Annotated in this window: 13 protein-coding genes; 9 read left to right on the top strand and 4 right to left on the bottom strand. The window is 61.0% G+C overall.

Annotated elements, in window-relative coordinates; all coding sequences use genetic code 11:
* Positions 1-8 precede the first annotated feature (8 nt).
* From gatB to LOY69_RS04370, 4 genes are all read left to right on the top strand, one after another.
* A complete protein-coding gene (gatB, locus tag LOY69_RS04385) occupies positions 9-1,454 on the top strand; it encodes an Asp-tRNA(Asn)/Glu-tRNA(Gln) amidotransferase subunit GatB (protein ID WP_102878366.1) in 1,446 nt (481 codons plus the stop codon).
* 82 nt (positions 1,455-1,536) lie between these two features.
* Positions 1,537-1,917 carry a septal ring lytic transglycosylase RlpA family protein gene (locus LOY69_RS04380; protein ID WP_110596015.1) on the top strand — a complete coding sequence of 127 codons (381 nt, stop codon included), beginning with the start codon at positions 1,537-1,539 and terminating at the stop codon, positions 1,915-1,917.
* Between the two features lie 50 nt (positions 1,918-1,967).
* A complete protein-coding gene (locus LOY69_RS04375; RefSeq protein ID WP_102878364.1) occupies positions 1,968-3,032 on the top strand; it encodes a calcium/sodium antiporter in 1,065 nt (354 codons plus the stop codon).
* Positions 3,029-3,409 (top strand): carboxymuconolactone decarboxylase family protein, encoded by a 381-nt coding sequence (locus LOY69_RS04370; RefSeq protein WP_170001152.1) that lies wholly within the window; start codon positions 3,029-3,031, stop codon positions 3,407-3,409. Before LOY69_RS04375 ends, LOY69_RS04370 begins: the two co-directional genes overlap by 4 nt.
* A gap of 68 nt (positions 3,410-3,477) precedes the next feature.
* Here LOY69_RS04370 and LOY69_RS04365 read toward each other — a convergent pair whose 3' ends face one another.
* Positions 3,478-4,419, bottom strand: a complete 942-nt coding sequence (locus tag LOY69_RS04365; RefSeq protein WP_102878363.1) for an AEC family transporter — start codon at positions 4,417-4,419, stop codon at positions 3,478-3,480.
* Between the two features lie 166 nt (positions 4,420-4,585).
* Here LOY69_RS04365 and LOY69_RS04360 point away from each other — a divergent pair, with 166 nt between their 5' ends.
* A complete protein-coding gene (locus LOY69_RS04360) occupies positions 4,586-6,226 on the top strand; it encodes a phospholipase (protein ID WP_265074178.1) in 1,641 nt (546 codons plus the stop codon).
* A 13-nt stretch (positions 6,227-6,239) separates the two neighbouring features.
* Entirely contained in the window at positions 6,240-6,431 is a 192-nt protein-coding gene (locus LOY69_RS04355) for a hypothetical protein (RefSeq protein WP_123393756.1), read from the top strand.
* A 181-nt stretch (positions 6,432-6,612) separates the two neighbouring features.
* On the opposite strand, the gene LOY69_RS04350 is transcribed toward LOY69_RS04355, so the two are convergent.
* The 3 genes from LOY69_RS04350 to LOY69_RS04340 all read right to left on the bottom strand — a co-directional run bounded on the left by LOY69_RS04350 (position 6,613) and on the right by LOY69_RS04340 (position 10,253).
* Entirely contained in the window at positions 6,613-8,340 is a 1,728-nt protein-coding gene (locus tag LOY69_RS04350) for an ABC transporter ATP-binding protein/permease (protein ID WP_265074177.1), read from the bottom strand.
* A 97-nt stretch (positions 8,341-8,437) separates the two neighbouring features.
* On the bottom strand, positions 8,438-8,998 hold the full coding sequence (locus tag LOY69_RS04345; RefSeq protein WP_025132017.1) for a response regulator transcription factor: 561 nt from the start codon (positions 8,996-8,998) through the stop codon (positions 8,438-8,440).
* Positions 8,991-10,253, bottom strand: a complete 1,263-nt coding sequence (locus LOY69_RS04340; protein WP_102878360.1) for an ATP-binding protein — start codon at positions 10,251-10,253, stop codon at positions 8,991-8,993. The genes LOY69_RS04345 and LOY69_RS04340 overlap by 8 nt, the downstream gene beginning before the upstream one ends.
* Positions 10,254-10,492: 239 nt before the next feature.
* Here LOY69_RS04340 and LOY69_RS04335 point away from each other — a divergent pair, with 239 nt between their 5' ends.
* From LOY69_RS04335 to LOY69_RS04325, 3 genes are all read left to right on the top strand, one after another.
* Positions 10,493-11,209, top strand: coding sequence for an SIMPL domain-containing protein (locus LOY69_RS04335; RefSeq protein WP_102861126.1), 717 nt, complete (start codon positions 10,493-10,495; stop codon positions 11,207-11,209).
* A 222-nt stretch (positions 11,210-11,431) separates the two neighbouring features.
* Positions 11,432-11,995, top strand: a complete 564-nt coding sequence (locus LOY69_RS04330) for a helix-turn-helix domain-containing protein (RefSeq protein ID WP_102878358.1) — start codon at positions 11,432-11,434, stop codon at positions 11,993-11,995.
* A 263-nt stretch (positions 11,996-12,258) separates the two neighbouring features.
* Positions 12,259-12,696 carry a hypothetical protein gene (locus LOY69_RS04325; protein ID WP_213664732.1) on the top strand — a complete coding sequence of 146 codons (438 nt, stop codon included), beginning with the start codon at positions 12,259-12,261 and terminating at the stop codon, positions 12,694-12,696.
* The last annotated feature ends 16 nt before the right edge of the window (positions 12,697-12,712 follow it).

Below are 12,712 nucleotides of genomic sequence, written 5' to 3'. Positions count from 1 at the left end.
AGACACACATGCAATGGGAAGTCGTGATCGGGCTGGAGATTCATACCCAGCTCACCACTCAATCGAAGATTTTCTCCGGTAGCTCCACCGCCTTCGGTGCCGAGCCCAACACCCAGGCCAGCCTGATCGACCTGGGCATGCCCGGCGTACTACCAGTGCTGAACCAGGAAGCGGTGCGCATGGCGGTGATGTTCGGCCTGGCGGTAGACGCCGAGATCGGCCAGCACAACGTGTTCGCCCGCAAGAACTACTTCTACCCTGACCTACCCAAGGGCTACCAGATCAGCCAGATGGAACTGCCAATCGTCGGCAAGGGCCACCTGGACATCCCTCTGGAAGACGGCACCATGAAACGCGTCGGCATCACCCGCGCGCACCTGGAAGAAGACGCCGGCAAGAGCCTGCACGAAGAGTTCAACGGTGCCACCGGCATCGACCTGAACCGCGCCGGCACGCCGCTGCTGGAAATCGTGTCCGAGCCGGACATGCGCAGCGCCAAGGAAGCCGTGGCCTACGTCAAGTCGATCCACGCGCTGGTTCGCTACCTGGGCATCTGCGACGGCAACATGGCCGAAGGCTCGCTGCGTTGCGACTGCAACGTCTCGGTCCGCCCCAAGGGCCAGGTCGAGTTCGGCACCCGCTGCGAGATCAAGAACGTCAACTCGTTCCGTTTCATCGAGAAGGCGATCAACAGCGAGATCCGTCGCCAGATCGATCTGATCGAAGACGGCGGCAAAGTGATCCAGCAGACCCGCCTGTACGACCCGAACAAGGACGAAACCCGTCCGATGCGCAGCAAGGAAGAAGCCAACGACTACCGTTACTTCCCCGATCCGGACCTGCTGCCCGTGGTTATCGAGGATTCCTTCCTCGACCAGGTACGCGCCACCCTGCCAGAACTGCCACCGCAGAAACGCGAGCGCTTCCAGGAGCAGTTCGGCCTGTCGGTCTACGACGCCAGCGTCCTGGCCACCAGCCGCGAGCAGGCGGACTACTTCGAGAAGGTCGCCAGCATTGCCGGTGACGCCAAGCTCGCCGCCAACTGGGTCATGGTCGAACTGGGCAGCCTGCTCAACAAGCAGGGCCTGGAAATCGACGCAGCCCCGGTCTCGGCCGAACAACTGGGCGGCATGCTGCTGCGGATCAAGGACAACACCATCTCCGGCAAGATCGCCAAGACCGTGTTCGAAGCCATGGCCAATGGCGAGGGCAGCGCCGACGAGATCATCGACAAGCGCGGCCTCAAGCAAGTCACCGACAGCGGCGCGATCTCCGCGGTGCTGGATGAAATGCTCGCGGCCAACGCCGAACAGGTCGAACAGTACCGCGCCGCCGACGAGGCCAAGCGCGGCAAGATGTTCGGCTTCTTCGTCGGTCAAGCGATGAAGGCTTCCAAGGGCAAGGCCAACCCGCAACAGGTCAACGAGCTGCTGAAAAGCAAGCTCGAAGGCTGATCGAAAAATGCAGCCTTGGCTTGTCAGTCGAAATCGCGGGGATGCAAGCCCGTCTTCGCTGGCAAGCCAGCTCCTGCGAATAATGACTCCCCGTCCCTGGTTCGTGGCCTGTGCCCTGCTCGCTCTGCTCACGGGCTGCGCCAGCAGCCATATCATCGACCCTCGAGGTTATGACCAGACCGGGACAGCCTCCTATTACGGCGCCCGCCATCATGGCAAACGCACCGCCAGCGGCGAGCCCTTCGATCAGAACGGCCTCACTGCGGCCCATCGCGAACTGCCGTTCGGCACCCGAGTGCAAGTCACCAACCAGGGCAATGGCAAAAGCGTCGTGGTCCGTATCAACGATCGTGGCCCGCACACCCGCGGCCGCCTGATCGACTTATCCCGCGCTGCCGCGCAACAGCTGGGCATGCTGCGCAGCGGCACCGCCAAAGTACGCATCCAAGCCCTCAGCGACTGACCGACGGAGCCCGAGCCATTACCGCCTTTGCCGAACTGCCCCTGCTCAGCCTGATCCAACTCATCAGCGGCCTGGTGATGCTGATCGCCGGCGCCGAGTTGCTGGTGCGTGCCGCCGTACGTTTGTCCGCGCGCCTGCATGTACGTCCGCTGATCATGGGCTTGAGCATCGTCGCCTTCGGCAGCAGCGCGCCGCAGATGGCCATCAGCCTGCAGGCGACCCTGGCCGACAACACCGATATCGCCGTGGGCAGCGTGATCGGCAGCAGCATCTTCAACATCCTGGTGACCCTGGGTCTATCGGCCCTGATCATTCCGCTGCGGGTATCGCGACAGCTGGTGCGCCTGGATATCCCGTTGATGATCGGTGCCAGCCTGCTGGTATTCATCCTGGCCTATAACGAGCGTCTCACCCCCTCCGACGGCGTCATCCTGCTGGCGGCCCTGGTGCTGTACCTGCTCCTGCTGTTGCGCCAGTCGCGGCACTCGGCACGCCATCACCTGCCCGCTCCAGCCGGCCAGCGCGGTTTCGCGCCCAGGTTCAGCAGCATGCTGATGGTGCTTATCGGCCTGGGGCTGCTGGTCTTCGCCGGACACTTGCTGCTAGGCGCCGCCGTCACCGTGGCCGACGACCTGGGCTTGTCGGAGCGGGTCATGGGACTGACGGTGATTGCCGTCAGCACCTCCCTGCCCCAACTCGCCACTTCCCTGCTCGCGGCCCTGCGGGGCCAGCGGGATATCGCCGTGGGCAATGTCATCGGCAGCAATCTCTTCAACTTGCTGGGGGTCCTGGGGTTTACCGCCCTGGTGGCACCGACGCCGCTCTCGGTTTCGCCCAACGCCCTGGATTTCGACTTGCCGGTGATGCTCGGCGTCGCGGTGCTGTGCCTGCCGGTGTTCTATTCGGGGTATCGCGTGACCCGGGCCGAAGGCTTGCTGTTTCTCGGCCTTTACCTGGCCTATGGGCTGCACGTGGTGTCCTTCACCACGGGCATGCCCCTGGCGGGCAAGCTGGAACACTTGATGCTGTTTTTCGTCCTGCCAGCGCTGGTGGCGTTTCTGCTGTTCAGTTCGCTACGGGCCTGGCGCCGCCAACACAAGAGAGAAGCGCCATGAGCGAAAACAAGAAAAGCGGACTGCAAATGCGTCGCCAAGTGATGGGCGACGCCTTCGTCGACCGAGCTCTGGGCAACGCCACCGAATTCACCCAGCCACTGCAGGAGTTCGTCAACGAACACGCTTGGGGCGGCGTGTGGAACCGTAATGGCCTGCCGTTGAAAACCCGTAGCCTGATCACCCTGGCAACGCTGACCGCGCTGAAGTGTCCCCAGGAGTTGAAGGGCCACGTGCGTGGCGCCCTGAACAACGGCTGCACCGTGGAAGAGATACGTGAAGCGCTGCTGCATTGCGCGGTGTATGCCGGAGTGCCGGCCGCCATCGATGCGTTTCGCGCAGCCCAGGAAGTGATTGACGCTTATCAGCAGCCGCAGTGAACCCGTTGTTCGCCGACAAGCCGCCTCCTAGCGCCGCCTTATAAGAGCCGGCTTGACGGTGAACAGCTTCAGATCCACCCACCCCACTGCAACACAAAGATCCCAATGTTGGTGGTCACTGCCGCCATCACGGTGGTGATGACGATAATGGCCGCCGCCAGCTCATGATTGCCATTGGCCGCCCGGGCCATGACATAGCTCGCTGCAGCAGTCGGACTGCCGAAATACAGAAACAGAATCCCCAGTTCCGCCCCGCGAAAACCGCATAACCAAGCGCCAAAGGTTGCCAGCGTCGGCAGGCTGACCATCTTCAGCAGGCTGGAGCTCATGGCCATCCGCCCACTGTTGCGCAAGGCCGCCATGGACAACGTGCCGCCGATGCAGATCAGCGCCAGAGGCAGACTCATCTGTGCCAGGTATTTTCCCGAAGTCTCCAGCCAGCCGGGAAGGCTGATCTGCCAGTAGGCAAACGGCGCAGCCACCAGCACGCTAACAATCAACGGATTGCTGAACACACTTTTGCAGATGCTCCAAGGGTCGGACTTGATCGCCGGGCTGTAGACCGCCAGGACCACCGTCGACAGGGTGTTGTAGTAAAGAATCACCAACGCGGCAAGCAGCGCCCCCAGGGAAATCCCGTAATCCCCATACATGCTGGCCGCCAGGGCCAGGCCGATGATCGCGTTATTGCCGCGAAACGCCCCCTGGGTATAGATCCCCCGATCCACCTTCGGGCAACGCCAGATGGCCCAGCCCCAGGCCAGGGCAAAACAGACCAGGGTGGCCACCGAAAAGTAGATCAGTACACCAGGCTTCAGTGAGGCATGCAGGTCGGCATGGACAATGCCGAGAAACAGCAAGGCCGGCATGGTGACGTTGAACACCAGGGCCGACGCCGTATGGATGAAGTTGTCATTGATCCACCCCACCCGCTTGAGCAGCAGCCCCAGAAACAGCATCGCAAACACCGGCGCAGTGATCGCCAGGGTTTCGAAAAAAATAGCCAGCATGCGCGGGGGGACCTTGAGCCTGTCGTTAGGGCGCTAATGATAATCCAATCAACCCGCCCTCACGTAACCGTCTTCTTGACGGCGTGTCATTTTCAATTATGCTCACGATAACTGTATATACATACAGTTAAACCAAGCATAACCATGACATATCAAGGAGCTAGAAATGTCAGGACTCTCTGCACAGATGCAGCAACAGCCACAACAGGCCGGCAAGATCATTGCCGATCTGGACCGTTTGTTCACTGAACAAGGCATCGCCATTTCCGGCGATGGCGACACCCTGGTGCTGGTCACCGACGGCCACCACACCATCAAGTACCACCGCCCGGAAGACCTGCCCCACACCCCGCAAAAGTCCGCCAGGGGCCTGCCTCAATTGCGTTTTGAGGGCGGTGAACACACCGCCATTGGCGACAGCACTCTGCTGCGCTTCGTCAAGGATGCCCCGGCCATTCCCGCGTGGCAGGTCGAACTGCACCTGCCCAACGGCCTGGCTCTGACCTATGGCCAGGTGGTTGCCCTGGGCGGCGATTTCTACGGCATTCCCGAGCAGCCGATCTGCGAAGGCGCGACGCCGGCTGATCGAGTGCAACGCTTTACCGCGGCCTTCAACTCCCTGGCAGTACTGCCGGCGGCGAAAGACGAAGCCCGACAGATCCTCGCGGTGATGCAGAAGGAAATCGTTGCCGCCAACCAGGCGATCCGCGACGGCAAACAGCCCCACGAAGCCTATGACGCCCTGGGCGATACCCTGTCTGAAGAGTGGAACCGGATCACCGGTGGCGGCAGCGCGGTCTCCGCCCTGTTCCCTCTGGGGCGCTACCTGAAGCTGGCGGCCAACAATGCCGACCACTTTGGCGAATGGGCCCTGGCGGCTTATATCGCCGGGCACACGGCCGCCCTGCAACAAGCGGTACTGGCGGGTAAGACTGCCGACGACAAGCAACTGGAACTGGCCTATGCGATGAACGCCTTCGCCGACCACTTCCTCACCGACCTGTTTTCTGCCGGCCATGTACGAGTGCCACGCAAACAGGTGGCGGCGGTGGTCACCCCCAGCGACCTGGGCTCGCTGATTACCCGTTTCATGCACGACGAGGACAGCAAGTTCGGCCTCAATGTCAGTAACGCCCAGGGCGACCGCTGGCACGCCTACGGCGACAAGCGTTATTTCGACAGCGTCGATCATCGCAATCGCCAGCAGGTGAAACAGGCGGTGCAGCGTTCGGCAGACGAGATCTTTACCTGCTACCTCAGCGGCAACCTGCCGGCGCCCGCCAGTTACGCGGCTCTCAAGGCCTTACCGGATCTGAATGCCGCCAAGAGCGGCAATTTCTCGCCACTGTTCGTGATGAGCGGTGACAAAGTGCTGCGCCGCAGCGACGTCAACAATCTCAATGACAGCAAGACCATCGACAACTGGTGGGGCTGGAGCACCTACCTGCTGCTGAAGAACTACAGCCCGAACAAGCCGACGGGCTACCTGGAAACCCCAAGCGCGGTCCCGACAATCCTGGTCGATGGCTGGCAAAGCCACACCCCCAGCGAGCCCAACTGGCTCCCTGGCCAGGCGGTGCGCTACGCCCTCAGCGAAACCAACGGCTTGAACGAGTCATACATCGGTCCCTGGTCGGCCTACATGGAACTGAGCGACAGCTTCCAGCCGACCTTGAGCATCCCGGCCGGCACCAGCAACAGCAGCGCCACCGGACGCAATGTGTTCCGTCAGTTCCGCGGTGGCTCGCCGGAGCTGATCGGCTCCATCGACAAGAACGCCAGCCGCTTCATCGACCGTAACGCCTGATAAGGAAATCACCATGGCTATCAACCTAAAACTGCAACTGGCCTCCGGGCAATCCCTCAAGGACGCACCTCTGGAACTGCTGCTCAACGGCGCTCCCATTGCCCGCGCCTGCGTGGATGAACACGGCAACGTGGCCTTCAACGCCAAGCCGGGAACTGGCCAACTGGCCGTACGAGTTGACCGCTCGATCCTGCACAAAGCCTAACCGCGCGCTGTAGGAGCGGGCTCACCCGCGAGCAAGCCTCCTGCTCCGCTGCGCCAGCGCCGGTTCATGGCCCTGGCGCAGCCGGCGTCATTGCCCTCAATGATCGCCAACCCCTGATTTCACCGAGACGTCCTCCCGAACCTCGCACTCAAGCCAAGCGGCAAGGCTTACCTGGCCAGCGTCATACGGTCACCGTCTGTTCCAGCAAATGCCCCTGCTCAATGCGTACATGGCGGGGATGGAAGCGCTTGAGGCTGCTGCGATGGCCGACGCTGACAATGCTCAGCCCCGGCAACTGATCGATCAACGCCTGGTACAGATTGGCTTCATCTTCTTCATCCATGGCCGAAGTCGCCTCATCCATGTACAGCCATTGCGGCGCATAGAGCAGCGCCCGGGCAAACGCCAGCCGCTGCTGCTCCCCCGGCGACAACATGCGCTGCCAGTGATTGCTTTCGTCCAGACGCGCCACCAGATGGGGCAGGCGGCAAGTTTCCAGGACCTGTGCATAACGCTCCTGGGGGTAGCTGTCGCCCGACTGTGGATAACTCAAGGCTTCCCGCAGGCTGCCAATGGGCAGGTAGGGCTTCTGCGGCAGGAACAGGTAGCGCTGGTTCGGCAGCAAGATGCTCCCGTGCCCCGCCGGCCACAAGCGTCCCATGGCTCGCAACAGGGTGCTCTTGCCACTGCCGGAGCGACCACTGAGCATCAGTCGCTCGCCAGGATTCACGGTCATCTGGGCACCGGCCAGCAAATGACGGCCATCCGCCAGATCCAGACCCAGATCACGCACCTGCAATTGTTCGCCCTGGTGCTGCACGTCAATCGCCGGAGGACGCTCCTCGTTTTCACTCATGGCCTGGCGGAAGCTCAACAGACGGTCACAGGTGGCGCGCCAGGCAGCGAGGTCCGAATAAGCGCTGATAAACCAACTGAAGTTCTCCTGGACATTGCCGAACGCCGAGTTGATCTGCATCAGCTCTCCCAGCTCGATCTTGCCGGCGAAGTAACGCGGCGCGGCGACAATAAACGGGAAGATGATCGCGATCTGGCCATAACCGGCGGTGAAGAAGGTCAGGCGCTTGGAGACCTTCATGATCTCCCAGAAGTTGTGCCAGACCTTGCTGAAACGGCTGCTCAGACGCTGGTTCTCATTCTTCTCGCCGTCGTAAAGGGCAATGCTCTCGGCGTTCTCCCGGACTCGCACCATGGAGAAACGCAGGTCGGCTTCAAAACGTTGCTGTTGATTGTTCAGGCCGATCAAGCGACGCCCGATCAGGTGGGTCAGCCAACTGCCGACCACCGCATACACCAGGGCGCACCAGAACATATAGCCGGGAATGGTATAGCCCATGACCTCGATACTGCCGGATACACCCCAGAGGATGATGGAGAAGGACACCAGACTGACCACGTTGCGGATCAATCCCAGGCCCAGGGACAAGGTGTTGGTGGTGAAGCCGTTGAGGTCTTCGGAAATCCGCTGGTCGGGGTTGTCGGTGTAGCCGCCCTGCTCCAGCTGGTAGTAGTTCTTGTTGCCCAGCCAACGGGCAAAGTGTCTTTCGGTCAGCCAGGCGCGCCAACGGATGGTCAGCATCTGGGTCAGGTACAAGCGATACACCGCACCGAGAATGGCCACCGCGGCGATCCCGCAGAAATACAGGATCAGGCTCCAGAAAGCCGCCTCGTCCTTCTTCTGCAAGGCGTTGTAGAAGTCCTTGTACCAACTGTTGATCCATACCGAAATGGCGACACTGAACAGCGACAGGCCAATCACCGCGATCAGCAGCAGCCAGGCCTTGCCCTTCTCTTCACTACGCCAGTAAGGGGTAATCATGGCCCAGACCCGGCGAAAGAATTGACCGCGCACAGCATCGTTGACCGCGGAGTACTCAGCGTTCTGATTCATCGTTGTGGCTCGATAGGGAGAAGGACAAGCGTTGAGCCGATCTTAGTAGATCGGCTCGCTTTTTCACGGTGTCCAGCGACATTCATTCAGTCGCGGTTCAGCGACGCACGGGACGCTTCTGCAGTTTGCGCTGCAAGGTACGGCGATGCATGCCCAGGGCCCGGGCAGTGGCGGAGATATTACCTTCGTGTTCGGTCAGCACGCGCTGGATGTGCTCCCATTGCAGACGGTCCACGGACATCGGGTTTTCCGGCACCAGGGTGTCCAGGTCCGCATGTTCGGAGAGCAGAGCGGCCAGCACATCATCGGCATCCGCGGGTTTGCACAGGTAGTTGCAGGCACCGCGTTTGATGGCTTCCACCGCCGTGGCGATGCTCGAATAACCGGTGAGGATCAGGACGCGCATTTCCGGGTCCAGCTCCAGCAGCTTGGGCAGCAGCACCAGCCCGGAGTCGCCATCCATCTTCAGGTCCAGCGCGGCGTAGTCCGGCAGATCCTGCTGGGCGATGGTCAGGCCCTCTTCCGCGGAACCTGCGGTACTGACGCGAAAGCCCCGGCGGCTCATGGCGCGTGCCATTACCCGGGTAAAGGTGGCGTCATCATCCACCAGCAACAGATGCGGCAGTTCTTCGCCTTCGACTTGGATCTCTTCACTCATGGTCGTCTCCTCGGGCGGCACGGGGCAGGCGCAGCTCAGTGAGCGTTCCGCCTTCCTCATGACTGTAGAGTTTCACTGAGCCACCGGCGCGGGTCACGCTGGCCTTGCTCAAAAACAGGCCCAGGCCGAAGCCTTTGCCCTTGGTGGTAAAAAACGGTTTGCCGATCTGCTCGGCGATGGCCAAGGGTACTCCGGCGCCGTGGTCACGAATACTGATGGTGAGGTTTTCCGCATCCCAGTCCAGGCGCACTTCCAGACCTTCGGCACAGGCATCGGCTGCATTGTTCAACAGATTGAGCAAGGCCTGGGTCAAGTCCGGCGGCGGCGCCAGGCGCGGCACTGGTCCCTCTCCCAGCAGATGAAAGCGGTAGCTGGCCTCGGGACGCATCAGGTGCCAGCGATTCAAGGCTTCGTCCAGCCACTGGGTGACTTCCTGCATCTCCACCGCCATACGGCGATTGGCCTCGGCGGCGCGCACCAGTTGCTGCAGGGTTTCCTTGCACAACTTGACCTGGTCCTGGAGCACGCTGAGGTCGTCCTGCAACAGCGGGTCGGGATGGTCCTGGCGCATCTCCTTGAGCAATACGCTCATGGTCGCCAGCGGCGTGCCCAACTCATGGGCGGCACCGGCGGCCTGGGTCGCCACGGCCAGCAATTGCTGATCGCGCAGGCCTTCTTCACGGCGGATCGCCCGCAATTCTTCCTGACGGCGCAACTCTTCGGCCATGCGTGCAGCGAAGAAGGTGATCACCGCCGCCGCCAGGGCAAAACTCAGCCACATGCCATAGACCTGCAGGTTTTCCCGGGCGATGGGGAAAGTCTGCAAGGGATAGAACCGCGCCAGCAACAAGGTGTAGAGGGTCAGGGCAATACCCGACAGCACCACCGAATAGCGCCAGGGCAAGGTCACGGCGGCGATCGTCAGGGGTACCAGATAATAGGAGACGAAGGGGTTGGTAGAGCCGCCGGAGAAATACAGCAGCACACTGTGGATAAACAGGTCACAAGCCAGTTGCAGGGCATATTCCAGCTCCGTCACCGGCCACGAGGTTCGCAAGCGGATGGCGGTGAAGGCACAGAGCACCATGGAAAACATCAAGGTGACGCCCAGTTGCAACCAGGGCAGTGGCAACAGTTCCAACCAATAGGCGAGCCCCACCGAGCCGGCCTGAGCAGCCAGAACCAGGGTACGAATAAAGGTCAGGCGCCAGAGGTTCTGACGAGTGGCAGACAATAATTTTAAGGGGGCGAGCATGAGCTCTCCTGATGAGCGCTCCAGGGCAATCGGCGGGAGTATAACCAAGCAGCCCCCGCCACAGGCAAAACTGCGGCAAAGCGTCACAGAAAAACAGTGGCAAGCTGCACGCTTTGAGCTACAAGCGTATTGGCTCTCAACATGCAGCTTGCGGCTTGAAACTTGCCGCAGCCCCACACTGTCTGAATGTTTCACGCAGGCTCTGAGCTGATCCTGCGGACCGCACTCAAGGAGTTTCCATGCAGCATTTCAGTCGCAGCCTCGCCCTTCTGGCCCTCAGCGCCGGCACCCTCACCAGTCTGCCCGCCCTGGCCGCCGATGAATTGCACTACAACCAGATTTCCCTGCGTGCCGAAGTCAGCCAGGAAGTGGCACGGGACCTGATGATCGTGACCCTCTACAGCGAGTCGCAGAACAGCGACCCGGCCAAGCTTGCTGCAGAAATCACCAGCACCATGAACAAGGCCCTGGGTCAGGCCCGCCAGGTCAAGGATGTGACGCTGCGCCAGGGCAGCCGCAACAGCTACCCGATCTACGACGATAAAGGCCAGAAGATCACCGGCTGGCGTGAGCGCGCCGAACTGCGCCTGGAAAGCTCCGACTTCGCCGCCTTGTCCAAGCTCACCGGCGAACTGCTGGGCGACCTGAAAATGGCTGGCATGGACTTCGCCATCGCCGACCCGACCCGCAAGGCCAGCGAAGATGCCCTGCTCAAGGACGCGGTCAAGGCGTTCAAGGCCCGTGCTCAACTGGCCACCGAAGCCCTGGGTGGCAAGGGCTACAAAATCGTCAACCTGAACCTCAACAGCAACGGTTATCCACAGCCCTACCTGCGTGCGCCAATGATGATGAAGGCCGCCAGCATGGATTCGGCGCCCGTGACTCCAGAAGTCGAGGCTGGCACCAGCCAGGTCAGCATGACCGCCGACGGCGCCATCGAAGTGCTGATGCCGTAAACCTCTCCCAGCGTCCCCCAACGGCGGTAACCTCCAGCGCAAACCGAGGTCACCGCCGTTTTTCGTGACCAGGCATTTCAACCGGCACCCGACGAACTCGGCTCAGGGTAGGTGCGTTCGGCCACCAGGGTGATGCTAAAGTTACGCACCTCGGTATTGCGCCTGCCAGGCGTCATGGGTGTCTGCCGGGTATAATGCTTCTTTCCTATAAGAGTCGCTCTAATGACCGCAGATCGCATCGGCGAACGCCTGCGCCGCTATCGCCGCGCCGCCAAGAAAACCCTGCGCCAAATTGCCAGTGAATCCGGCCTGACCGCCAGTTTCCTCTCCCAAGCGGAACGCAATCTCACCGGTGTATCGATCTCGTCTCTGGTCAACATTGCCAAGTCGCTGAACGTTCCGCTGAACGCTCTGTTCGACCAGCCGACCCAGGCGCAACCCGACTCCCATGACGGCAAGCGCGTGCGCTACACCATCGAAGGTCAGCCACTGGCCTACGAACGGCTGTCCAGCTCCTTTCCCGGCAACCTGATCAACGCGGTGAAAATGAACATCCCGGTGGGCTATCAGTCGGAACTGATCTCCCACGATGGCTCTGAGTTTTCCTACGTTCTTTCGGGACAGATCGTCTACACCATCGAAGGTCAGCAATATCCACTTGGTGCCGGCGACTCGGTGCACTTCGACTCGACCAAGACCCACTGCCTGGCCAATGTCGGCAACGGCCCGGCGGAAGTCCTGACGGTCACGACCATGGGCCTGTTCGACGACCATTCGGCGGCGTAAGCCCCACCCGCAGTCGCCTGCCGAACTTTACAGACGTACCTGTGCGCAAGAGAAATGTTAGTCAGGCTTAATTTTCGTTGACCACGATTTCAGCATGACTTAATTTCGGCATCGGCGAATTGACAAACAACAACACAACAAGTGATCGCCATCGCCGCACAGGGTCCATGGGGCTGCATTCACGCCCCATAGAAAGGCGAGTTACCGCGGCCCACAAGGCCAATCCTCAGATATGCCCTAGAAAAAGAAAAAATGAGGTTTGCATGCGTAAGACCTTTCCGCTTCAGGTTTGGCAGACAGCGGGGCTGATCCTCGACACGCCACTGTCACGCGCCACCAGCAACCTCCACAGTGACAACTTCACTGCGAGCCGCGACTTCAACACCGCCGACGATGCGCTGTCCATTCGCCATCGCCTGCAAGGTCCCGGGCAACCGTCTCCAACGGCCTCCCCCACACCGTCGTTCTACGCCATCCGGTCAACCGGATGCGTCGAAGATTTGCGCCTGCCTGAAAAGGTCTGGCGGCTCAAGCACAAGCCGGTCGGCACCCGTTCCATTGATGCACCAAGCGGGGGCGCGAACAGCCCTGTTTGCCCAATAGAAAAGCAATGCATGCACCAGAAAAGACCTGCGCAAACGGTCAAATGCGTCAACATTTATACAAATGCGTCATTCGTGTACGTTCGTTCCACTCTTTGAGACTTGTGTCGGCCCT

The sequence above is a fragment of the Pseudomonas sp. B21-059 genome, from assembly GCF_026016285.1.
Classification (GTDB): Bacteria; Pseudomonadota; Gammaproteobacteria; order Pseudomonadales; family Pseudomonadaceae; genus Aquipseudomonas; species Aquipseudomonas danubii.
This window is presented reverse-complemented; position numbering and strand designations above follow the sequence as displayed.